Raw genomic sequence first — 21,691 nt, 5'->3', positions numbered from 1 at the left:
CAAACTACCAACTGATAATAAGCGGCAATCCAGGTCGAAAATCTATTTGTTGTCCCTGCACTTCTTCATCAAAACCAAGCTCCACAAAATACTCGGTTCCTATCCGTAACTTTACCTGATTTGTCTCCAGCACTGCTTGAAGTTCAGGTGACGGATTATTGGCAGCAGGACTGACTAATTCTACACGAGTAATTTCGCGTAAACCCACACCATGATCCAAAGGCTGTGACTTATCAGCAGAGTATCGATCTGGACGTTTACTAAAGGAAATTTGGAAAAGCATCGGTTCTGTCAACACATCACTATTTGTTCCTACCGCGATACTCATCGTTTCAGATAAATAAGGTGGACGATATGCCCAACTAGAAAATGCAACTGTGTCCTCAGAACCTTGGGCTGGACGCAAACAAATGCCAAATGGACACGCACCATTATTCCGATTTGTCGATCGCTCCCAAAGACGAGTCTGATGAATTGGCTCAGACTGCGCCTCTTCTGGATCGTGAATCCATAACAATTCCAACATTGCGTTATGGAAAAAGAAACAGCGATTGGCTGTACCTTGTCCGCGATGAATGCGAGATGCACCCTCAACTAAACCGAAGGATGATAAACGATTAGCTTCCGCCGAAGCACCAATATCAGTAAGGATGAAAAGATGGTCGAATTCAAATGTCATAGCATTGTTCAGAGAATCGATCGATCGCTCAAATAATTTTAATCCTCTGTGATTGCTTTTTTTCCGATCGCCGCGCTTATACTGCACAGCGTACTGTACCAAAGTCCCAAACATCTCCTGAGTCAATCTTTCCCAATCTAAAATCTAAAATCGCGCAATCGATAGTCCCAAACCTCTCCTGAGTCAATCTTTCCCAATCTAAAATCTAAAATCTAAAATCGCGCAATCGATCGCCCAAAATTCCCAAGCTTCAAGTTACAACCAGATTGAGGAACCATCCGCCCGCATCCAGCAGTCTCAACATCCAGTTACCGACAATTCTGTTAGAGTCAGGTCATCCTCCGGTGCATCTTGTAGAGACGCGATTCGCAGCCTCTGCCCCGAAAGCAGTAAAATCTCATCACATTGTCACCTGCCACCCGATCGGCAGTAACTTAAAAATTAAGGTAGTTTGAAAATAATCGCCCAAAGTTGAAAGAAGCCTTGACATCTGACCTACACTCTCTAACTTAGACCCTCTAGCTGCGCTGCCATCCATATTTAAAAGATGCCATGTCAACCTTAGTCATCGTCGAATCTCCCACAAAAGCCCGTACCATCCGCAACTTCCTGCCCTCCACCTATCGTGTAGAGGCATCGATGGGCCATGTCCGCGACCTACCATCCTCCGCCGAAGAAATACCAGAAGCCGTTAAAGGAGAAAAATGGGCGCAACTCGGCGTAAACGTGGAGGCAGACTTTGAACCCCTCTACGTCATCCCGAAAGATAAAAAGAAAATTGTTAAAGAACTCAAAGACGCCCTCAAAGACGCCACAGAACTGATTCTAGCCACTGACGAAGACCGGGAAGGCGAAAGCATTTCCTGGCATTTGCTGCAAATCCTCAAACCCAAAGTGCCCATCAAGCGGATGGTGTTTCACGAAATCACCCGCGAAGCTATCCGCGACGCCTTAACTCACTGCCGCGATATCGACAATCGAGTTGTACAAGCCCAAGAAACTCGCCGAATTCTCGATCGACTCGTCGGTTACACACTCTCTCCGCTGCTGTGGAAAAAAATCGCTTGGGGTTTGTCCGCCGGTAGAGTACAGTCAGTCGCTGTACGCCTGTTGGTGCGCCGGGAACGGGAACGCCGCGCCTTCCGCCAAGGTAGTTACTGGGATTTAAAAGCCCTTTTGGAAAAGGGCAAAATTTCCTTTGATGCCAAACTCGTGACAGTCGGCAAGGTGAAAGTTGCAAACGGCAGCGATTTTGATGAAAATACCGGGCAAATTATCTCCGGCCGCCGCGTACTTTTGCTCAACGAAGAACAGGCGCGGGCTTTACTTTCACGCATTCAAAACAAACCTTGGACTGTCACCAATCTAGAAGAACGGCCAGTCACCCGCAAACCTTCGCCACCGTTTACGACCTCGACTTTGCAGCAGGAAGCTAACCGCAAGCTGCGGCTGGGTGCAAGGGAAACTATGCGCATTGCCCAAAGTCTCTACGAACGCGGTTTTATCACCTATATGCGGACGGATTCGGTGCATTTGTCCGAACAGGCGATCGCAGCGGCGCGCAGTTGCGTGCAAGAACTTTACGGCAGCGAATACCTCAGCCCCGAACCGCGCAAATACACCACGAAAAGCAAAGGCGCCCAAGAAGCCCACGAAGCTATCCGTCCCGCCGGCAGCACTTTTCGGACTCCGCAGCAAACGGGATTGGATGGGATTGATTTCCGCCTCTATGATTTGATTTGGAAGCGGACTGTGGCTTCTCAAATGGCCGATTCCCGCCAAACTCACGTCACTGTATTAACTCAGGTAGAAGATGCCGGTTTCCGTTCCAGCGGCAAACGCATTGATTTTCCAGGCTTTTTGCGGGCCTACGTGGAAGGTTCCGACGATCCGAATGCGGCGTTGGAAGACCAAGAGGTGATTTTGCCGGCGCTGAAGGTGGGGGATAAACCTAATTGTAAGGATTTAGAGGCAGTTGGCCACGAAACTCAACCTCCCGCCCGCTATACGGAAGCTTCTCTGGTCAAAATGCTCGAAAGCGAAGGTGTGGGCCGTCCGAGTACCTATGCGAGTATTATCGGTACAATTGTCGATCGGGGATATGCGAAATTAATAGCTAACGCCCTAATTCCGACATTCACCGCTTTCGCCGTCACCACTTTATTGGAAACACATTTTCCCGATTTAGTAGACACCGGTTTTACTTCCCGAATGGAACAAACCCTCGATGAAATTGCCACCGGCGAGGCGAAATGGCTGCCGTATTTGCAAAAGTTTTATACAGGGGAAACCGGGCTCGCAACTCAAGTCAAAGAACAGGAAAGTCAGATTGATGCGAAAGTAGCCCGAACTGTGGTATTGGAGAATATTACTGCTAAAGTGTGCATCGGCAAATTCGGCGCATACCTGGAATCTGAAAGCGAAGAAGGTCTGGTAAAAGCATCGATTCCCCAAGATTTGACGCCGGCAGATTTAGACCCGGAACAAGTGGAGTTTCTGTTAAAGCAAAAAACGGAAGGCCCGGAAAAATTGGGTCTTCACCCGGAAACCGGGGAACCGATTTATGTGCTGATTGGCAGTTATGGGCCATACGTTCAGTTAGGGGAAGTTTCGGAAACGAACAAGAAACCGAAGCGGGCTTCTTTACCGAAGGGGACGGATAAGGATAGCGTGACGCTGGATATGGCGGTGAGTTTGTTGACTTTACCCCGGTTGTTGGGCACTCACCCGGAGACGGGGGCGAAGGTGCAAGCTAATTTGGGGATGTACGGGCCTTATGTGGTGCACGACCAAGGTAAGGTGGGGAAAGATTATCGATCGATCAAACCGCCGGATGATGTTTTGACGATCGAGATCGATCGGGCATTGGAAATGTTAGCGCAACCGAAAGCCGTTCGGGGCAGCAGCAAAACAGCCACACCTTTGAAGGAATTGGGCGCGCATCCAGAATCGGGAGAACCGCTTAATGTTTACGATGGCCGCTACGGCCCCTACGTGAAACACGGCGATATCAATGCTTCTTTGTCGAAGGATGAATCTGTGGAGAATTTCACCTTACAAAGAGCACTGGAATTGTTAGCAACCAAGGAAGCAGCGGGAGGCGGTAAATCTAGCAGCAAGTCGAAGAAGTCTACTAAGACTGCGGCGAAGTCCGAGACTGCAACTGAGAAGACTGCGGCGAAGAAAACCACTGCTAAAAAGACGACGACTGGGGCGAAAAAAACGACTACTAAGAAGGCGGCGACTGCGACTGCGACTAAGAAGAAGACAACGTGATTTTAGTTTAGTTTTCACTGATCGAGAAACCCGGACGGTGTAGGGGCGGTGCCCCCGTGCCCGCCCGGTTTTTTTGTTGTTAAAATATGTTACGAACTTGCATAAATAGGTTTGTACTGTTAGTATGGACTGTTAGGTTATGGTAACAATATAATTTTTTTCAAAAAATTAAAAAGTGGTAAAAATGAGCGAGAATGATGATTCTAAACAATTTTTTCCCGATGATGAGATAGGTCGCGATCGCATCATTGTTGAAGTTCCTATAAATCCCCAATCTCCTTATGAAGAGAGAGTGCCATCTGGATATGATCCAATGAGTGAAATATACCTTCGTGGCAGAGCTTTTCGAGGCTTAGCAGGAGGAAGAATTCCTTGGTGGGTACTAATTTCTGGATGGATATTTTTTGGAAGTTTAGCTTTGTTGATTATGATTTCAGCAATCACTTCAGCAGGGTTTGGATCGTTGCCAGTTTTGGTTTTTGTTACCATTCCTATTATAATTCTCTGGAGAGGAACGATTGCTAAGCTTTCGGTTGATAAACTTAAAAATAAGCGAAGATAGTTGTTTATTTGGTACAGTAAGTGTGGGTTGCAAAGGCTATTTGGTCTATAGCGCGATGTGCGACCTGAAAAATTATGATAATTTTGTTGAGTAGAACTTGACTAGACACAAAATATGCGATATTTTTAGGCTAGCTCAGGTGTTGCTCCCGTGTTTGCGGATTAACGCTTAGTTAGATGTTACACAAATAATATATGTTTTTGACTAGCGATTCAATTCATTGGGCAATTAAGTTTGTGCATAATCATTCTGATGGAGATCTATTCCCCAAGATTCTAGAGGTCGATGCCATTCATGAAATGGCTGATGATTTTGTAAAGCTCATTGAAGGAAAAGATTTAGTATCATTTCCTCCTGGTTCTTGCCGTCGTTTCATTGTCCCAAAAGACGAGATAGCATATCGCCAAGCGACGCAATTATATCCACAAGATTCAATTATTCTTGCGGCCTTAATTTATCAGTATGGTCAAGGCATAGAAGATCGAAGATTATCAACGACAAAAGTATTTAGTTATAGATTTCAACCAGATATTAAATTTGGTCTTTATGCCAGTCAAACTGCATGGAATGATTTTTGGGAAACAGCCTCTCAAAAAAGTCGAGAATTTGAAACAATTTTGTATTGCGATGTTGCTGATTTCTACAATCAAATTTATCATCACGTTATTGAGAATCAATTAATTGCTTCAGGCTTTCCCAACCAAGCCATGAAGTGGATAATTTCTTTATTGGAATCAACAACAGCAGGAGTATCTCGGGGAGTACCCGTAGGCCCTCATTCTGTGCATTTAATTGCTGAATGTGCTATGATTCCAATAGATAATACACTCTCTTCTAATGGAATAAAATTTATACGTTTTGCAGACGATTTTGTTATATTCTGTGATTCACCTGCTTTGGCAAAAAAGACATTAGCCTCTCTTGCATCAACTCTTGATAAGCAACAAAGACTAATGCTTCAGAGGCACAAGACAAAGATATATGATGCTGGAGAATTTGGTAATTTTTGTCGATCGATGGTTGAAGACAGACCAATTAGCTCTGATGAAGATAAGGTCTTAAAGACTATCAGAAAATATTCAGGTGGCAATCCTTATGCAATAGTTTCTTACAATGAAGTTTCCCACGAAGACTGGAAGACAATATCTGGCGATATAATTAGAACTATTATTCAAGAATATATAGAGAAAAGTGAAGTTGATTATATTCGCCTTCGATGGTTTTACAGGCGATTAACACAAATAGGACACCCTGATGCTATTGATATTTCCCTTGAACAAATTGCAAACTTGGGTCCTTGCTTTGCCAATATATGCACTTATCTGGCTTCTGTACAGTCTATGGAAAAAGAGAGATGGATACAAGTTGGAGAAAAATTACTGGATTTGCTGGAGTCTGATGAAGTACAAAGTAACGAATACTTTCGTCTTTCCATTTTAAGCCTTTTTACCAAGAATAAGTACATAAATCATTTTTCAAACCTAGCTGGACGATATTCATCTAGTGACCAATTTGTTAGGAGAGAAATACTTCTTTCAGCCAAAGAAAATTTAGCTTTTGATTGGCTTCGAGAGCATAAAGAGAGCTATCAGATGATGGATACTTGGCAACAAATCGCTTACATATACGGCTGTTCAGGATTTCCAAAAGATGAGAAAAAATTTTTCTTAAATATGTGCACATTCAGGAGACCATTTGAGCAGGTTTTGGCTAAATGGGCAAAGAAAGCCTAACCATTCGGTTGCAGCGCACGGACGAAACCCACTGATGAATTTGCAAAGGTTTATTTCTGGCACTGGCTTTTGCTGCTCACGGTCGATCGCATCGTCTGTAGAACACCTTACCATTTCACGCAGTTCAACCACATTTTTACCCGATCGCCGCCTCAAAAATCGGGCGAATCCCCAAAACAAGGGCGGTGATTTGGATGCAACCGTAACCGCGAAATTTCCTTATAACTATTCTCACGCCCAAACCCCATATCCCTCACCTCGCGCTGGTATAAAATCTCCTGGGCCGCCAGAAAGGCGAAATGTGCGATCGACCATTTGTGACCCTCAAACCTTTTAAGGAGAAATGTCTGTGGGCGGATGCCATCCAGCACTAACCCACTGACGCCTGACAGTAACAGCAATATTATTGTTTAGTTGTAGTGCTGTGACTGTTGCGCGGCTGCAATCTGTAAGTCCAATAATTTCTGTAGCGTCTTCACTCCAAGCAAAATTTTGTGACCATTGTTGAGTGCGCGGATTAAACAACTTAACGTGCTTTTTCGTGACCCGATCGAATGCCTCAGTTTGGGTTCCTTTGTAATTATTGCACAGACTACAAGCCAGCCAGAGATTTTCTTCCTCGCCAGTACCCCCAATTGCTTTAGGAATAATATCCTCAATTTCCAGTATTCCCAAAACATACATTTGTAAACTTCGACAAAAAAGAAAACCAAGTGAAATTAGTTTAGTTTTCACTCATCCAGAAACCCGGTTTCTTTAAGAAACCGAGTTTCTTTATTTGTAAAACACTAGACAACAGGGCAAAAATAGATTTGTACTTCCGTCCTTAAAATTCTCTTCTCTTCTATTCCTTTGTGTCATAAACGTGTGCGCGGTTCGATCGCCCCTATTTTTTTTGAGACATATCAACTCAAACGCTTGTCAAGCCTAGCTTTTGGGCTTACTTGTCACCCGTCAGCAAAATCATCCTATTTACTTATTGACAATTACTCTTCTCTGTTAAATTGTCAGGGAACGAACATATAAGGTTAAAAATTGTATCAGAAGCAACAGAAAGTACCCAATCTTTTGTGTAGGGCTCTACAATGGACAAAAGAAACAAGATTAAGAGGCGCGATCGCTATGGGTATCAATGAAAACTTAGACTGGGAAGAAGCATTTGAGTACCGAGCGGGCTTGAAAGTCGAGTTGAAGTCCCAGCCAGGGGTTTTGCATACGATCGCTTACTATGAAGTGATGATGGTACCGCCCATCTGGTTAGAAAATGACCCGCGTCCCCGCTATCCTCACGAACTCCAAGTCGTTTCGCAGCAACCTACTGTTAGTTGCCGGATTTCAGAGAGCCCGGTTTTAGTCGCCTCCTAAGTTTTTTCAGCGGGAAATATCGGCGATGGCATCTAGCAAGCAATCAAACCGATGCAGTGATTTTCGGATTGAGATTGCTGTAGTTTACTTTGTGGCGATCGCTTAAGATATAGATGGCGACGAAAGTGCGATCGACTCAAATCAATTCACCTGTTAATGTTTCAACTGGGGAAATAGCCTAATTAATGTTAGCAGCCATTATTGTTACATCATTCTCTCCCCTAAAGACAATAATTCCAGCATCGTCAGGCTGTAACCTGTGCAGTCTGATAAAATAACGGCGATTTTGAGTTAAAACAGCTCGATTTTCACTTACTGCAAAAGCTAACACTTCTTGGTCAGGAATTTTTGGTTATCCTTTCCGGCTTCTTGCACTGTCAGAATATTGTGAATGATAGGGCGCAGCAATTCTACAACCACTCTGGGAAATTGTTCGTCAGCATAAACACGCGCCATTATGTCAATCCTCGTCATTCTCGCGGATAGCTATTTCAATTTCATCTGGAAAAGCTGCCGCATAAGCCAACGCATTTGCTAAATCAGTAGCAGTTAGTGTGGGATAGTTATCTAAGAGTTGAGACTCGTTCATACCCAAGCGGCGAAAACTCACCAACACCCAAACAGGAATGCGACTCTTTCTAATACAAGCATCACCGCCACAGACACCGAGAATTTTGCTAATTCATTGCCAGGTGTTAGCTAAGTTTTGGGTTAATAGTTAGATAATTTGAGCTTTCTTTTTTGGCGTTAAGGCTAGGAGTTGTGCTTCTGATTCTTGGATTGTCAGAGAACCTATTTGATTTATGAATTCTGTAGGTATTTGCTATTATACGCAATTCCTTTCTCTCTGCTTTCTTTCTCTGCGCCTCTGCGGTGCATTAAAAAAAGCAGATTCACAAATGAAATAGCATTGCTATATCTTTTTGAATTATTGAGAGCTCTCTAAATTATAAAAACTGCTCACCCTTTTACCCTGAGCTTAAACGAACATAAAAAACTTTAACCGAAAAGGAATCATACCATTTTAGATTTGAGATTTTAGATTGGGCATGACTGACCACATAAAGCTTTGGATATTGCCTACAGTTGCATTTTTTTTAATAACTGGTATCAGCCCTCTGTCAGGCTCAAGTTAAATTAATTTAGCCTATAAATCCTTATGACTTCTACCTTGAGAAGTATCTTTTTGGGGACTTGCACAACACATCCTACCGATCGCAACATATACTAAGGCTCAGTGCGCAGTGCAAAGCATACAAAAACTTTTGTGTAAATCCTATTATGTATTGCTGAATTCCTCGATCCCCGCAAGTAGCCGCCTTTATTGCATCAAAGTCGTGCCATATTTAGCCAGAAATTAACATTGATTTAAACTTTAATTTCAACATAAACGAGCTAGAATTCAATAGTTTCCGTGGAAGACATCGAGTTTAAATACAAAATGTCACAGATAAAAAATTAATATCGATCGCACTTTACAAAACAACCAAAACTCAGGAGGCAATCGCTGATGATGCTAGGAACAACCGAGATCCCGCAATTAAAGCCGCTTTCCGACTCAGAACTACACAAAATGAACGCCTACTGGCGCGCGGCAAACTACCTATCCGTCGGACAAATCTATCTCCTCGACAACCCCCTACTAAAAGAACCCCTCAAAATCGAACACGTCAAACCGAGACTCCTCGGACATTGGGGCACCACTCCAGGCCTCAACTTCATCTACGTCCACCTCAACCGCATCATCAAAGCCCAAGACCTCAACACCATCTACATCGCAGGCCCTGGACACGGCGGGCCGGGCTTGGTCGCCAACACCTATCTCGAAGGGACTTACAGCGAATATTACTCGAACATTTCCCAAGATGAAGAGGGTATCAAGCGGCTGTTCAAACAGTTCTCCTTTCCCGGCGGTATCCCCAGCCACGTCGCCCCTGAAACCCCCGGTTCTATTCACGAAGGCGGCGAACTCGGCTACGCCCTGGTGCACGCTTACGGGGCGGCCTTCGACAATCCCGATTTGATTGTGGCGGCCGTTGTCGGCGACGGGGAAGCAGAAACTGGCCCGCTAGCTGCTAGCTGGCACTCTAACAAGTTTCTCAACCCGGTTCGGGACGGGGCCGTGTTGCCGATTTTGCACTTGAATGGCTACAAAATTGCCAATCCGACGCTGTTGGCCCGCATTCCGCGCGAGGAATTGGAAAGTTTGATGGTCGGTTACGGCTACAAACCTTATTGGGTGGAAGGTTCAGACCCGGAAACCGTGCACCAGTTGATGGCTGCAACTCTCGATACAGTCATTGGTGAAATTAAGGCGATTCAGGAAAAAGCCCGGACGGAGGGCTATTCGGGCCGTCCCCAGTGGCCGATGATTGTGATGAAAACTCCTAAAGGCTGGACGGGGCCCAAGGATGTTGACGGTAAGAAAACTGAGGATTATTGGCGATCGCACCAAGTCCCACTTTCGGAAATGGCTTCTAAGCCGGGACACGTCCAACTCCTGGAAGATTGGATGAAAAGCTATAAGCCGGAAGAACTGTTCGACGAAAAGGGCAGGTTAATTCCCGAATTGGCAGAATTAGCGCCCAAGGGATCTCGACGGATGGGGGCAAATCCGCACGCTAACGGCGGCATCTTGCTAAAAGACTTGAAAATACCAAAATTTGAGGACTACGCCGTAGACGTGCCAAAACCAGGCACTGCGATCGCCGAAGCCACCCGCGTCACTGGTCGTTTCCTGCGGGATGTGATGAAACTCAATCAGGAAAACGCCAATTTCCGCATTGTCGGGCCTGACGAGACGGCCTCAAACCGCCTCGATCCGGTGTTTGAAGTGACGAACCGGATGTGGGCGGGGGAAATTCTGCCCGAAGACGACCACATCTCCCCCGACGGCCGGGTGATGGAAGTCCTCAGCGAACATATGTGTCAGGGATGGCTGGAAGGCTATTTGCTGACGGGACGCCACGGCTTTTTCTCTTGTTACGAGGCGTTTATTCACATCATCGATTCGATGTTCAACCAACACGCCAAGTGGTTGAAAACTACTAACGACATTCCTTGGCGCCGACCGATCGCCTCTCTGAATTACTTACTAACTTCTCACGTTTGGCGGCAAGACCACAACGGTTTTTCTCACCAAGATCCGGGTTTTATCGACCACGTAATTAACAAGAAAGCGGAAGTTGTGCGGATTTATTTGCCGCCGGATGCGAATACTTTGCTGTCAGTAACGGATCACTGTCTCCGCAGCCGCCACTATGTCAACGTGATTATTGCAGGGAAGCAGCCGGCATTGCAGTATTTGGATATGGATGCTGCGATTAAACACTGTACGGCCGGCATCGGCATTTGGGAGTGGGCTAGCAATGATAAAGGCGGCGAACCGGATGTAGTGATGGCTTGCGCTGGTGATGTTCCGACGCTGGAAACTTTGGCTGCGGTTGACATTCTCCGCCGAGATTATCCCGATTTAAAAGTGCGGGTGGTGAATGTGGTGGATTTGATGACTCTTCAGCCTTCGACAGAACATCCCCACGGTTTGTCTGACAAGGATTTTGATAGTTTGTTCACGAAAGATAAGCCGGTTATTTTTGCTTTTCACGGCTATCCTTGGCTGATTCACCGATTGGCTTACCGCCGCACGAATCACCCGAATATTCACGTTCGGGGTTACAAGGAAGAGGGAACGACTACGACGCCGTTTGATATGGTGGTGATGAATGACCTCGATCGATTCCATTTAGTTGGAGATGTACTCGATCGCGTTCCAAAACTGAGTTCTGTCGCAGCTTACGGCAAACAAGCTATCCGTGACAAGCTGATCGAGCACACGCAGTATATCACCAAGCACGGCGATGATATGCCGGAAATCCGCGACTGGAAGTGGCCGCACGCGGGCCCGGTTTCGCCGGAACCGCCGCAGGAAACGACTGATCCGGGGGCGACAGCAGAACAAACCGTGCGATCGGGTGCACCGGGGTAATAGGTTCGTAGTCAGGACTTTAGTCTTTCTTCAGCTAGATTGATGCGGACTAAAGTCCTTCCATTTTTTCCCTAAGTCCAGTTGAATCGGAATGATTTAACCGCAGAGAACGCAGAGAACACAGAGGAAGATAAGAGAGAGATGGATAATTCCGATGCTAAAATGAGGCTAGCGCCCGATCGAGTAGCACCTCAACTTGGGCGCGAGTTACTCCGGGAAACCATTCCAGAAACTGGTCAATAGAGGCTCCATCTTTAAGGTTCTCGAAAAAGGCGGCAACAGGTACGCGCGTTCCCCGAAATATCCATGCACCACTCACCTTGGTTGGATCGCGTTCAATGACTTCAAATAGATCTACATTCTGCATGGCGATCGTTGCTTGTTGCGGCTCAAGTAAAACAACTAAGATAGAATTAATGTTAGCATAAATCAAGGGTGATTTAGTATTTGTACATTCAAAAGAGGCGGTCATGCTTAAAGAAATAGAAATTCAAAATTTTAGGTGCTTTGAGCAAATCAAAATTTCTGGGTTTGAAAGAGTCAATTTAATCGGCGGTAAAAACAATGCTGGCAAGACAGCATTGCTAGAAGCACTTTTTCTCTATAACGATCCCGACGGTAGAAGTATATCCGCATTAAAAAAGCTGAGAATGGAATCGTCAGAATCGTCAGCATCCTCAGAATGGATAGAATCAATAGAATCAATATATAAAAGGGAATGGGACAACTTGTTTTATTCCCTCAACAAAGACGCAGTTATAGTAATTAATGGAAAAGATGAAAGTAATGTCGTAGATAAAATAGAAATCTGGTTAGATGAATCGGGAAATGTGGACAATATTTTTTCAGACCAAAATTTAGAAAGATTAAGAGAGTTATTCTTGAAGTATAAAGATGATTTGTCAGTCCTAAATCTCAAATTAACTCGACATAATCAAGAAACTGTTAATTCCGTTGCAATAGCTACTTCATCATCAAAAATGTGGTTTGGCAGTCGTCCTAATGTTAAAGAACCGCCTTTTATTCCATCTTGTATGAGGTCTTTTGAAAGGTATCTCACGGAACTATTTGACCTGGCTCGTTTGAATGAAAAAGATAGCGAAGTTTTGAAAGCTTTTCAAATTCTCGACTATTCAATAGAATCAGTAGACAGTTTTTCGATCGGGGAACCCACGCTCTACTTGAGAAGAAAAGGTGAAAAGCGTTTGCCTTTATCATTGTTTGGAGATGCCATTAACAGAGTTGCAGAAATAATCCTTAAACTGGTAAACAGCGAACACAAAATACTGCTAATTGATGAGATAGAAAATGGCATACACCATACAAGTCAGCGGGAGTTTTGGAGAATTTTATTTCGCTTGGCGGTTGAACTGGATACGCAAATTTTTGCTACAACGCACAGTTTAGAGATGCTTCAAGCATTTGCTGATGTGGGTTTAGAACAAAATCAGGAATGCAGCAGCGCATATTTTGAACTAGCAAGGAAACTCAAAACAAATCAAATAATCGGAAGTCGGCTCGATTTGGAAACTCTTAGTTATGCCCTTGAGCATCAAGAAGGAGTGAGAGGTGAGTAATATTGTCATAGTAGAAAGTAAAAATGATAAGTTTTTCATGCAGGCAATGGTTGAGAAACTAAACTGCGATATCCAGGTAGAAAAACCTATTTATATAGATGATTATGAACCTTTGGAAGGCTTGAGCGAAACAGAGTTAATCAAAGCTTTAAAAAATTTAATAAGAAAGATTGACCGCAAAGATATCGAAAAGATTGGAATTATTATCGATATTGATAATTATTCTGAGCAAGAACGGCTGAAATTCGTAGATAGATGTATAAAGCAAGTGTTTAAAGCTGAAAGCTTGTCAAGCACTAAACAATTTATCGATATTTGTACAGATCATGGAACAAATGCAAAATTGGCTTGTTACTTTACAAATTTTGAAGGTAAAGGCGAACTGGAAACGCTTTTAAAGGGAATAAAGGCTAAAGAATCTCCTCATGCTGATTGTTTGGATAGCTGGAGAAGTTGCATAAAAGAAAAAGAGGGAAAGGAAATCAAGCAGAAAGATTTTGATAAATTTTGGATTAACAACTATCTCAGGTATGATACTTGCTCAAAGCAGGATCAGAAACAAGCTGAAAAGAAATGCAGTATGCATGGGTTTGATTATGTTATGGAACACAAAAAAGATATTTGGGATTGGGATAATCCTGCACTCGATGATTTGAAGGAGTTTTTTAAACTCTTTTGCTAACACTAACATAGTAAAATTCACACACAATTAACTCATGAGCTTAAAAATCTACTTTGTACGACACGGTGAAACGACTTACAGCAAGACTGGCGGTTTCTGCGGCCATATAGATCCAGAATTAACGCCCGAAGGTTCTCAAATGGCAGAACAGTTTGGCGCCGCTTACGCAAAATTGCCTTGGAATGCTGTTTATGTCAGTCCGATGAAACGCACAATTGCTACTGCAAAACCTTTGTGCGATGCTGTGGGAATTGAAATGCAGCTTCACGACGGACTGAGGGAAATTAACTACGGTGAGTGGGAGGGCAAAACAGTAGAAGCGGTCAAAAAAGAATACGAAGAAGATTATATTAATTGGCTGACTGAACCTGCTTGGAATGCACCTAATGGCGGCGAGACTTCCGTCGAAATTGCTAGCCGATCGTCCTTAGTTATCGCAGAAATTCAGGAAAAGTACAAGAGCGGTAACGTTTTGGTTGTCTCGCACAAAGCGACTATTAGAATTATTCTGTGCAGTCTCTTGGGGATTGATTTGGGACGTTATCGCTATCGCATTGGCGCTTTAGCAGCTTCGGTCAGTATTGTCAAGTTTGATGTTCGCGGGCCGTTGCTGGAGGTTTTGGGCGATCGATCGTACATGGATGAAACCCTCCGCAATTTACCCGGTACTTGAAATTGCGGGTAAGGTGCGCGTACTGCGCACCCTAGAGTCTGAAACTAAATCGCACCGAGGTAAGACAATCCTAAAATCGTACCCGTTCCTAGAATATGACCGAAGCAGAGACTTCCCACAAGTGCACCCAAACTCAAGCCGCCGACCAAATTCGATGAGGGCGCGGCTGGGCCTGTGTGAGGATTTTGGATGGTTGATTTGCCGATCGCAATAGCTAAAATATTGCAAAGAATCATAATCAAACCGAACGTGGGGTTCCACTCTACGGTTCTGGCGACAGTGGCAAGTAAAATTGGTGTAAACATCGATCTGCTCCTTAAACTTTAGTAAATGAAAATCTGCATAGAAGATATATCAAAAAAATGCAACTGTTAGCTACAGATTGCATTAACAGTTAATTTTTCGACATTTTTCTTAATAATTTTCCCAGGATCTCAAGATTTTTTAGTCCCCCTCTGCTGGGACGAAAGTTTGAGAAAACGCGATTTCTATCGCCTAGCGATCGAAACAATGAATCAACAGGACATAATAAAGCATGAAAATACTGGTGTTAAATGCGGGTTCTAGCAGTCAAAAGAGCTGTCTTTACGAGTTAAACGATGTCCTGCCCGATCGACCTTTGCAACCCCTCTGGGAGGCTCAAATAGACTGGACTCACCAGCAGGGTATAGCAGAGTTGAAAGTCAAAACAGCAAAGGGCGATCGGCTTGAAGAGGAGTTTACCTCAGACTCTCGCCAAGCTGCTATTTCTCGAATGCTGGAGACTCTTTGGCGGGGAAAAACTCAAACCATTAATGATTTAAAGGAGATTGATATTGTCGGCCACCGCGTCGTACACGGCGGGCAAGACTATCAGCAAAGTACGTTAATTTCGCCGGATGTTAAAGAGGCGATCGCTCGTTTATCTCTGTTTGCCCCCGTACACAATCCCGCCAACCTCGAAGGCATCGAAGCCCTTGAAAAAATCCTCCCAAATGTGCCGCAAGTAGCAGTATTTGATACAGCTTTTCACGCGCAATTGCCGCCCGCTGCGTTTGTTTATCCCGGCCCCTACGAATGGCTGGAAAACGGGATTCGCCGCTACGGTTTTCACGGCATTAGCCATCAATATTGCGCTCGCAGGGCTGCTCAACTTCTGAACCGCGATTTGGCTGATTTGCGGCTGATTAGCTGTCATTTGGGCAACGGATGTTCTCTGGCGGCGATTCGCGGGGGCGCGAGTGTTGACACGACGATGGGTTTTACTCCTGTGGAAGGTTTGATGATGGGAAGTCGATCGGGTTCGATCGATCCTGGGATTATAATTCATTTGTTAAGGCGATCGGATTTAACTTCTGAAAAATTAGATAATATTCTCAATCGTAATTCTGGTTTAAAAGGGATTTCTGGGGTATCTAGCGATATGCGGCAGATTGGAGATGCGATCGCTCAAGGTAATGAAAGAGCTCAACTTGCTTTGGATATTTACATTCACCGTTTGCGCGCCGGAATTGGGGCGATGCTGGCGAGTTTGGGAGGGTTGGATGCTTTGATTTTTACGGCCGGAGTTGGGGAAAATTCGCCTGTGGTGCGTGGTGCGGCTTGCGAAGCTTTTGGATTTCTCGGTTTGAAATTGGATGGGGAAAAGAATCAACACTCGCCAGTTGATGAAGATATTGCGGCAGTGGATTCAGCCGCGAGAGTTTTGGTAATTCACACCCAGGAAGATTGGGAAATTGCGCGAGAATGCTGGAAACTTTACTCGCATTTGTAATAATTCGATCCCCCATAGCCCCTTTAATAAGCAGTAGGGGGAATCGAGAAGATTGTAGACTCACAAACAAGGCTTAGAAATCGCACTAACAAAGATCGCCTCAATTCGAGGGATAGTAGAAATAGAACAAGCTAGGAGCGATCGCACCAACCAACTCGAACTCCGCAAGAGCGAACTAGCAGAGAAAAACCGAGACGATCGCCTAGAAAGAAAAATAGGGGCGATCGGCGCTGGTTTAGCAGCCGGTGGTATCGCAGCATCCAGCGGCACAGACAAACTCTTCGAGACTCTCAAAAACCATCCCGCTACCGTACCCGTAACAGCAGTATTGCATCCGTTTATATTTTCCTTTTTTCTGAGTTGTGCGATCGGTATCTTCGCAGGTGCGATCGTGTGGTGTTGGACTCGGCATAAAAAATAGTGAAAAGGGCGATCGGGTAAGAAAGCTGGCAAATTCATCACAATTAGGACGTATGCAACATCCTTTACTAGATAAGTCTTCACAATCTAACTTTTGATAATTTTCCGCTCCCCACCAACTATTTGTACTGATCTTTTGTAAAGATTTGATGAAGCAAATTCTGCGATCGATTCCCAAATTATATACGTTTAAGTTATGGAAACTTTGCCATATCTTGACAAAAATGATGTTAAAGATTATTTAAACTGACAGAATGTGACCAAAACTTAATGGCGGAACCATGTCCTTTGAGTTATTTATAATATAAAACAATCAAAACACAGGCATAAATAAATATTACTTATAATGCGATTTTAAAGATTTGATGAAGCTTGGCTATTTCGGATGCCATTACTGACAGTAAGGGTGTAGGATGTTGGCACAGAAACTTAAGGAGCAATTATTTTAAAATAATTGAGAACCCAAAAAATATTCAAGTAAGTTTCTCGATCTTTACCTGCTTTTTTTTACAAAAAAAAATGAATAAAATTAAAGTTCTCAATATTTTTATTGAGAATTTATCTACAGGAGAACTGTTGCAGCAACTTGATGAAAGAGGTGGTATTGTTTTTACCCCAAATATAGATCACCTAATGATCCTGCAAAAAGATCGAGAGTTCTACAATGCTTATAAAATGGCAGACTACAGAGTTTGTGATGGACAAATATTAATGTATTCCTTGCAGTTTTTAGGAACACCAATTAAAGAAAAAATCTCAGGTTCCGATCTTTTACCAACATTCTATCAGTATCATAAAAAAAACCCTAATATCAAAATGTTTTTGCTGGGGGCGGCGCCAGGAGTCGCTCAAAAAGCTCAGGAAAATATTAACTTCAAAGTGGGAAGAGAGATTGTAGTTGGGGCACATTCGCCATCCTTTGGATTTGAAAAAAAAGAAGAAGAATGTTCTCGGATAGTTGATTTAATTGAAAAATCTGGAGCGAACGTATTAGCAGTAGGGGTTGGTGCGCCCAAGCAAGAAAAATGGATTATTAAATACAAAGAAAAGCTGAACAGCGTCAAAATATTTTTAGCCATAGGTGCCGCAATTGACTTTGAAGCTGGTCATAAGAAAAGAGCGCCGAAATGGATGAGTAATGCCGGACTTGAAACTCCCTATAGATTGTTAAGTGAACCCGGACGACTTTGGAAACGCTATTTAATCAACGATCCACCTTTTTTCGGGCTGGCTTTCAAACAGAAAATAAACATTTATCAAAACCCTTTTACAGATTTGTAAACTTACAAGCCGGAAAAAAAATATGTTACACCCCTCAGCACATCTCCTAAAAACCCCTGTAGAAAATGTCCTAACAATCGATATCGAAGATTGGTTTCACATTTTAGATATTGGTTCAACGCCAAGCATAGAAGAGTGGTCGAAACTGGAAAGTAAAGTTACGAAAAACACACAGGTGATTTTGGATTTACTTAACAAACATGACACCAAAGGAACATTTTTTGTTCTGGGGTGGGTTGCCGAACATTTTCCAGATTTAGTCCGAGAAATAGAAAGGCAAGGTCATGAAATTGGTACTCATGGGTACAGCCACGAACTAATTTACAATTTAACTCCCAAGGAGTTCCGTCGAGATGTAGCTCGCTCTCTGGAGGTGTTGGCACGAATTACTTCACGACCGATTTTGGGATATCGCGCTCCAGGTTTTTCGATCGCTAATTCATCTCTGTGGGCATTAGACATTCTCGTAGAATTAGGTTTGCAGTATGATGCTTCGATATTTCCCATGAACAGAAATCATGGTGGGTTGCCGGGGTTTTCAGGAGAGGCAGTATGGCTTACCACGGCCCTAGGAAACAAAATTCTGGAAATTCCAGTAACTCCGACTACACTCTTCAATAAAAAAGTGTATTTGTTTGGAGGCGGTTACTTTCGCCTCGCACCCTATTCTGCGATCGCTGCTGGGATCGCGCAGCTCAACAATCAAGGAAAACCAGCATTAGTTTACCTACATCCTAGGGAATTCGACCCGCAGCATCCTAAGCTTAAAATGAAGCCTTCTCGTTCCTTCACAAGTTATGTAAATCTGCACAAAACCCATTCTAAATTTGAGCGCATGATTCAGGATTTTAAGTTTAATAGTATTGACAAAATTTGGCAAATAAGTATGGATGCGAAGGAGCAGCGACGGGTAGTTAATAATTTCGTATATCTTTGTCCCAGAGAGCGGGAAATTAGCTTGGTAAGCAAAACCTACGGAAAAACATCCGATACCGAAACCGAAATAGCAGAAAATTTGCTCAGACTTAGACAGTAACTAAAAGACTTGATTGGGAAAAATCTCGATCGCTCTCCAGATTTTTCCCGAATTCCATGGGTAGGGAGCTAGACTTGCTGAAGTCTAAGTCTGGTTATGGGAGAAAATTTTGATGTCAGAACCGCACAATCTCCAAACTTATGCAACTTTTGGAGTAATTAACGCCTTCAGAGAGGTGGTACACGCACTGCGCGAGCGAAATAAAGCCGATAATGCCGTAGCTGTTGCCCTAGAGCGCATTCACCGAGACGAACAGCGGATTGATCGATGCCTCGGCAAACCCGTTCGTCAACTCGACATCCTGGAAATAGGCGGTGGACAGCAGATGGAACGCGCTCGCTATTTCGGAATCAATAACCAAGTCACTGCTATGGATCTAGATGTGATTCCTTGCGGTTTTGATCTGGGAAGTTATCTGCGAATGTTCCAAGAGAATGGGTTCGGGCGATTGGCGAAAACAGTTGGACGCAAGCTGCTACTCGTCGATAGGGGAAAACAGCTCGCTTGGGAAAAAGCACTCGGAATTACCAACTTGCCCACACCTAATTTTATCCAAGGAGATATCTGCCATGCAATTCCCAAGTCGGAAGCTTACGATCTCGTAGTTTCTTGGTCAACTTTCGAGCATTTGAGCGAGCCTAAAATTGCTCTACAAAATGCGATTCGATCGCTGCGACCCGGGGGAGTATTGTACATCGGCATTCATTTATACACCTCAAATAGCGGACATCACGACCTCCGCGCTTTTACTGGTTTTCCGCTGCCTTTCTGGGCGCATTTGCGCGCATCAACTAGCCATTTGATCCAACCAAGTTCGTATTTGAATGAGTGGCGGCTGTCTCAGTGGCGAGCGCTTTTTGTAAAAGAAGCCAAAGGGTTCGAGGAATTTCTCGAATCTTACGGTTCCGAACAAGACTTGACTAGCGACATTAGAAGCGAATTAAGCGAGTATTCTGATGAGGAATTGTGTACAGTCGATGCGTTCTATGTCTGGCAGAAACCAATAGCTTAATCACACTTTGCTATACAATAGAGCATTAAGGTATTGGGAAAAAATCGGGGCGAACTCTACCCGATATTCCCAATTACCAATCGCCAATCACCAATCACCAAGGGCTCCCAATCATCACAAAAGCCGACCAATAATAAGGATGCGACAACTTTAAATCGGCAAACCCTTGCAGCGAAGTCGGCAACTCCACCCCCTCACCCCGACTTGAACCCCGCAATCTGCCGCCCTCCAAACGCACATCTCCCCGCAACATCGCAATTTGCGCTTGTCGCAGCGCCGCCCCCTTAATTCGCGCCGTCTTCAACTGCTGGTAAAACTCACTCATCAATCCCAAAGTACCTTCATCTGAAACGTACCACAAACTCCCCAAAGCCGTTTGCACCCCCGCTTGCAGCGCCAACCCCCCAAAACCCAACTCCGCCTGTGCATCTCCCACCGCAGTCCGACAAGCACTTAAAACTAATAAATTCACCTGCGGATCATTCAATCTCAAATCCCGCAATTGATCGAGTCGCAATCGACTATCCCACAACTGAATAAAAGAATTATTCGGCGCCCCCGGTCGAAATTCGCCATGAGTAGCTAAGTGAATAATTCCAAAAGGCCGGCTTTCATGCGATCGCTTCAAATTATCCAAAGTGAAACCCTCATTCAGAAAACTAACTCCCGGCCACTCTCTGGAAATAGCCGCTATTTCAGCAGGAACAGCAGGCAAAGGATTCAACTCGGAAAATTGCGACGCACCCATTGCTAAAACTTGAGAATTTCTGATATCGACGTAGCGACTATCTGTTAAATTAATGCTGGGCATCAGGCTGAGATTGTACTTTTCCACCAAAAATTGCTGTCCGTCGTGCAAAGCAGCAAAGGGCATACCTCTCAAACCCCGATCGACAACAAAGGAAATAGTATCGGTTTCGCACTTTTTCAAACTGTCCTCTAAAGGCGCAATCATCCACTTATAAAGCTGTTGGGCAGATGGTAGATAACTCGTGGTACCCCGCACCCCCGGTTTAGTAATCTCACCCCTGAACTCATTTACAACTTTCAGCAGTGCTTCCCGGTTCGCGGCCGGTACGCTTTTGTGAACAACTTCACCGCAAGAAGTTATTAGCATTAAATTTAATTTTTCCGGTTGCGAGAACAGATAAATTAAGCTGGGTTTCGTGCCAGTTTCTTTCCCCACGGATGCTAACTTTTTTTGAATTTCTTCTGGGGATACCAACTCGTCGCTGATGTTGATACCGAAATATTCCTGGAATTCTTGGCTGAAAGATTTGTCCAGCAGAGACAAAGCTTCCGATATTTTCCCTACCTCCAAATTCCTGCCGATGTCGCCGCGAAATGCTGACTGAATAACAGAATCTCTGATATTTGAATTGATGAAATTTCTCAGTTCTCTGGGAAATAGCATTCTTTCGGGCGGCATCCTGTCTCTCGGTTTTCCTATATCTCGCGATATTCTGTTTTGGTTCTGCCGCTGTTCGCGACTAAAGGGTTGGTTGGGATCGAAAAAAAACGCTCGCCCTCTATCAAATCGCGATCTATCCCTTGGTGAAATTGGCGGTGGATTTGTATCGGGTGGATTTGTATCGGGTGGATTTGTATCGGGTGGATTTGTATCGGGTGGATTTGTATCGGGTGGATTTGTATCGGG

Annotated in this window: 23 protein-coding genes; 14 read left to right on the top strand and 9 right to left on the bottom strand. The window is 44.2% G+C overall.

Annotated features, from left to right (window positions below):
- Positions 1–4: 4 nt before the first annotated feature.
- Positions 5–766: a VOC family protein gene (locus tag QUA20_RS18515; protein WP_333190540.1), complete on the bottom strand. Its 762-nt coding sequence runs from the start codon at positions 764–766 to the stop codon at positions 5–7.
- 179 nt (positions 767–945) lie between these two features.
- Between QUA20_RS18515 and QUA20_RS18510 the strand changes: the two genes are divergently transcribed.
- From QUA20_RS18510 to QUA20_RS18490, 5 genes are all read left to right on the top strand, one after another.
- Complete coding sequence (locus tag QUA20_RS18510) at positions 946–1,134, top strand: hypothetical protein (RefSeq protein WP_333190539.1); 189 nt, start codon at positions 946–948, stop codon at positions 1,132–1,134.
- 97 nt (positions 1,135–1,231) lie between these two features.
- A complete protein-coding gene (topA, locus tag QUA20_RS18505; RefSeq protein WP_333190538.1) occupies positions 1,232–3,955 on the top strand; it encodes a type I DNA topoisomerase in 2,724 nt (907 codons plus the stop codon).
- A 184-nt stretch (positions 3,956–4,139) separates the two neighbouring features.
- Positions 4,140–4,517, top strand: a complete 378-nt coding sequence (locus tag QUA20_RS18500; protein ID WP_333190537.1) for a hypothetical protein — start codon at positions 4,140–4,142, stop codon at positions 4,515–4,517.
- A 200-nt stretch (positions 4,518–4,717) separates the two neighbouring features.
- A complete protein-coding gene (locus QUA20_RS18495; RefSeq protein ID WP_333190536.1) occupies positions 4,718–6,250 on the top strand; it encodes a reverse transcriptase domain-containing protein in 1,533 nt (510 codons plus the stop codon).
- Positions 6,251–6,284: 34 nt separating this feature from the next.
- Complete coding sequence (locus tag QUA20_RS18490; protein ID WP_333190535.1) at positions 6,285–6,587, top strand: hypothetical protein; 303 nt, start codon at positions 6,285–6,287, stop codon at positions 6,585–6,587.
- On the opposite strand, the gene QUA20_RS18485 is transcribed toward QUA20_RS18490, so the two are convergent.
- Positions 6,584–6,934, bottom strand: coding sequence for an HNH endonuclease (locus QUA20_RS18485; protein WP_333190534.1), 351 nt, complete (start codon positions 6,932–6,934; stop codon positions 6,584–6,586). The genes QUA20_RS18490 and QUA20_RS18485 overlap by 4 nt on opposite strands.
- Positions 6,935–7,372: 438 nt before the next feature.
- Here QUA20_RS18485 and QUA20_RS18480 point away from each other — a divergent pair, with 438 nt between their 5' ends.
- Positions 7,373–7,615, top strand: coding sequence for a hypothetical protein (locus QUA20_RS18480; protein WP_333190533.1), 243 nt, complete (start codon positions 7,373–7,375; stop codon positions 7,613–7,615).
- 178 nt (positions 7,616–7,793) lie between these two features.
- On the opposite strand, the gene QUA20_RS18475 is transcribed toward QUA20_RS18480, so the two are convergent.
- Genes QUA20_RS18475 through QUA20_RS18465 form a run of 3 tightly spaced genes read right to left on the bottom strand, consistent with a single transcriptional unit; the run spans position 7,794 to position 8,288 of the window.
- On the bottom strand, positions 7,794–7,946 hold the full coding sequence (locus tag QUA20_RS18475; protein WP_333190532.1) for a DUF5615 family PIN-like protein: 153 nt from the start codon (positions 7,944–7,946) through the stop codon (positions 7,794–7,796).
- Complete coding sequence (locus tag QUA20_RS18470; RefSeq protein ID WP_333190531.1) at positions 7,940–8,071, bottom strand: DUF5615 family PIN-like protein; 132 nt, start codon at positions 8,069–8,071, stop codon at positions 7,940–7,942. The genes QUA20_RS18475 and QUA20_RS18470 overlap by 7 nt, the downstream gene beginning before the upstream one ends.
- Positions 8,072–8,075: 4 nt before the next feature.
- Positions 8,076–8,288 carry a DUF433 domain-containing protein gene (locus QUA20_RS18465; protein WP_333190552.1) on the bottom strand — a complete coding sequence of 71 codons (213 nt, stop codon included), beginning with the start codon at positions 8,286–8,288 and terminating at the stop codon, positions 8,076–8,078.
- Between the two features lie 837 nt (positions 8,289–9,125).
- Between QUA20_RS18465 and QUA20_RS18460 the strand changes: the two genes are divergently transcribed.
- Positions 9,126–11,600 (top strand): phosphoketolase family protein, encoded by a 2,475-nt coding sequence (locus QUA20_RS18460; protein ID WP_333190530.1) that lies wholly within the window; start codon positions 9,126–9,128, stop codon positions 11,598–11,600.
- A 157-nt stretch (positions 11,601–11,757) separates the two neighbouring features.
- Here the strand turns inward: QUA20_RS18460 and QUA20_RS18455 are convergent, their stop codons facing one another.
- Positions 11,758–12,072, bottom strand: coding sequence for a DUF433 domain-containing protein (locus QUA20_RS18455; protein ID WP_333190529.1), 315 nt, complete (start codon positions 12,070–12,072; stop codon positions 11,758–11,760).
- Between QUA20_RS18455 and QUA20_RS18450 the strand changes: the two genes are divergently transcribed.
- Genes QUA20_RS18450 through QUA20_RS18440 form a run of 3 tightly spaced genes read left to right on the top strand, consistent with a single transcriptional unit; the run spans position 12,071 to position 14,532 of the window.
- On the top strand, positions 12,071–13,177 hold the full coding sequence (locus tag QUA20_RS18450) for an ATP-binding protein (protein WP_333190528.1): 1,107 nt from the start codon (positions 12,071–12,073) through the stop codon (positions 13,175–13,177). The genes QUA20_RS18455 and QUA20_RS18450 overlap by 2 nt on opposite strands.
- Positions 13,170–13,859, top strand: coding sequence for a DUF3226 domain-containing protein (locus QUA20_RS18445; RefSeq protein ID WP_333190527.1), 690 nt, complete (start codon positions 13,170–13,172; stop codon positions 13,857–13,859). The genes QUA20_RS18450 and QUA20_RS18445 overlap by 8 nt, the downstream gene beginning before the upstream one ends.
- A 34-nt stretch (positions 13,860–13,893) precedes the next feature.
- Positions 13,894–14,532, top strand: coding sequence for a histidine phosphatase family protein (locus tag QUA20_RS18440; RefSeq protein WP_333190526.1), 639 nt, complete (start codon positions 13,894–13,896; stop codon positions 14,530–14,532).
- A gap of 44 nt (positions 14,533–14,576) precedes the next feature.
- Here the strand turns inward: QUA20_RS18440 and psaK are convergent, their stop codons facing one another.
- Complete coding sequence (psaK, locus tag QUA20_RS18435) at positions 14,577–14,837, bottom strand: photosystem I reaction center subunit PsaK (RefSeq protein ID WP_333190525.1); 261 nt, start codon at positions 14,835–14,837, stop codon at positions 14,577–14,579.
- A gap of 230 nt (positions 14,838–15,067) precedes the next feature.
- Between psaK and QUA20_RS18430 the strand changes: the two genes are divergently transcribed.
- Positions 15,068–16,285 (top strand): acetate kinase, encoded by a 1,218-nt coding sequence (locus QUA20_RS18430; RefSeq protein WP_333190524.1) that lies wholly within the window; start codon positions 15,068–15,070, stop codon positions 16,283–16,285.
- A gap of 60 nt (positions 16,286–16,345) precedes the next feature.
- Here the strand turns inward: QUA20_RS18430 and QUA20_RS18425 are convergent, their stop codons facing one another.
- Entirely contained in the window at positions 16,346–16,789 is a 444-nt protein-coding gene (locus tag QUA20_RS18425; protein ID WP_333190523.1) for a hypothetical protein, read from the bottom strand.
- A gap of 435 nt (positions 16,790–17,224) precedes the next feature.
- Here QUA20_RS18425 and QUA20_RS18420 point away from each other — a divergent pair, with 435 nt between their 5' ends.
- The 3 genes from QUA20_RS18420 to QUA20_RS18410 all read left to right on the top strand — a co-directional run bounded on the left by QUA20_RS18420 (position 17,225) and on the right by QUA20_RS18410 (position 20,034).
- Positions 17,225–17,986, top strand: a complete 762-nt coding sequence (locus QUA20_RS18420) for a WecB/TagA/CpsF family glycosyltransferase (protein WP_333190522.1) — start codon at positions 17,225–17,227, stop codon at positions 17,984–17,986.
- Between the two features lie 22 nt (positions 17,987–18,008).
- Positions 18,009–19,022, top strand: coding sequence for an XrtA system polysaccharide deacetylase (locus QUA20_RS18415; RefSeq protein WP_333190521.1), 1,014 nt, complete (start codon positions 18,009–18,011; stop codon positions 19,020–19,022).
- 112 nt (positions 19,023–19,134) lie between these two features.
- Complete coding sequence (locus QUA20_RS18410; protein WP_333190520.1) at positions 19,135–20,034, top strand: class I SAM-dependent methyltransferase; 900 nt, start codon at positions 19,135–19,137, stop codon at positions 20,032–20,034.
- A 94-nt stretch (positions 20,035–20,128) separates the two neighbouring features.
- Here the strand turns inward: QUA20_RS18410 and QUA20_RS18405 are convergent, their stop codons facing one another.
- Positions 20,129–21,463: a CHAT domain-containing protein gene (locus tag QUA20_RS18405; protein ID WP_333190519.1), complete on the bottom strand. Its 1,335-nt coding sequence runs from the start codon at positions 21,461–21,463 to the stop codon at positions 20,129–20,131.
- Positions 21,464–21,691 lie beyond the last annotated feature (228 nt).

This window comes from Microcoleus sp. Pol7_A1 (assembly GCF_036701085.1).
Lineage (GTDB): Bacteria > Cyanobacteriota > Cyanobacteriia > Cyanobacteriales > Microcoleaceae > Microcoleus > Microcoleus asticus.
The sequence above is the reverse complement of the archived record's forward strand: the minus strand, read 5'-3'. Positions and strand labels throughout refer to the sequence as shown.

Bases quoted from the DNA above. Each gene is read 5' to 3' on its own strand.
- QUA20_RS18420 (WP_333190522.1), top strand. From the start codon at position 17,225: ATGAATAAAATTAAAGTTCTCAATATTTTTATTGAGAATTTATCTACA.
- QUA20_RS18460 (WP_333190530.1), top strand. From the start codon at position 9,126: ATGATGCTAGGAACAACCGAGATCCCGCAATTAAAGCCGCTTTCCGAC.
- QUA20_RS18415 (WP_333190521.1), top strand. From the start codon at position 18,009: ATGTTACACCCCTCAGCACATCTCCTAAAAACCCCTGTAGAAAATGTC.
- QUA20_RS18485 (WP_333190534.1), bottom strand. From the start codon at position 6,934: ATGTATGTTTTGGGAATACTGGAAATTGAGGATATTATTCCTAAAGCA.
- QUA20_RS18440 (WP_333190526.1), top strand. From the start codon at position 13,894: ATGAGCTTAAAAATCTACTTTGTACGACACGGTGAAACGACTTACAGC.
- QUA20_RS18500 (WP_333190537.1), top strand. From the start codon at position 4,140: ATGAGCGAGAATGATGATTCTAAACAATTTTTTCCCGATGATGAGATA.
- QUA20_RS18430 (WP_333190524.1), top strand. From the start codon at position 15,068: ATGAAAATACTGGTGTTAAATGCGGGTTCTAGCAGTCAAAAGAGCTGT.
- QUA20_RS18405 (WP_333190519.1), bottom strand. From the start codon at position 21,463: ATGCCGCCCGAAAGAATGCTATTTCCCAGAGAACTGAGAAATTTCATC.
- psaK (WP_333190525.1), bottom strand. From the start codon at position 14,837: ATGTTTACACCAATTTTACTTGCCACTGTCGCCAGAACCGTAGAGTGG.
- QUA20_RS18410 (WP_333190520.1), top strand. From the start codon at position 19,135: ATGTCAGAACCGCACAATCTCCAAACTTATGCAACTTTTGGAGTAATT.
- topA (WP_333190538.1), top strand. From the start codon at position 1,232: ATGTCAACCTTAGTCATCGTCGAATCTCCCACAAAAGCCCGTACCATC.
- QUA20_RS18490 (WP_333190535.1), top strand. From the start codon at position 6,285: ATGAATTTGCAAAGGTTTATTTCTGGCACTGGCTTTTGCTGCTCACGG.
- QUA20_RS18480 (WP_333190533.1), top strand. From the start codon at position 7,373: ATGGGTATCAATGAAAACTTAGACTGGGAAGAAGCATTTGAGTACCGA.
- QUA20_RS18450 (WP_333190528.1), top strand. From the start codon at position 12,071: ATGCTTAAAGAAATAGAAATTCAAAATTTTAGGTGCTTTGAGCAAATC.
- QUA20_RS18470 (WP_333190531.1), bottom strand. From the start codon at position 8,071: ATGGCGCGTGTTTATGCTGACGAACAATTTCCCAGAGTGGTTGTAGAA.
- QUA20_RS18455 (WP_333190529.1), bottom strand. From the start codon at position 12,072: ATGACCGCCTCTTTTGAATGTACAAATACTAAATCACCCTTGATTTAT.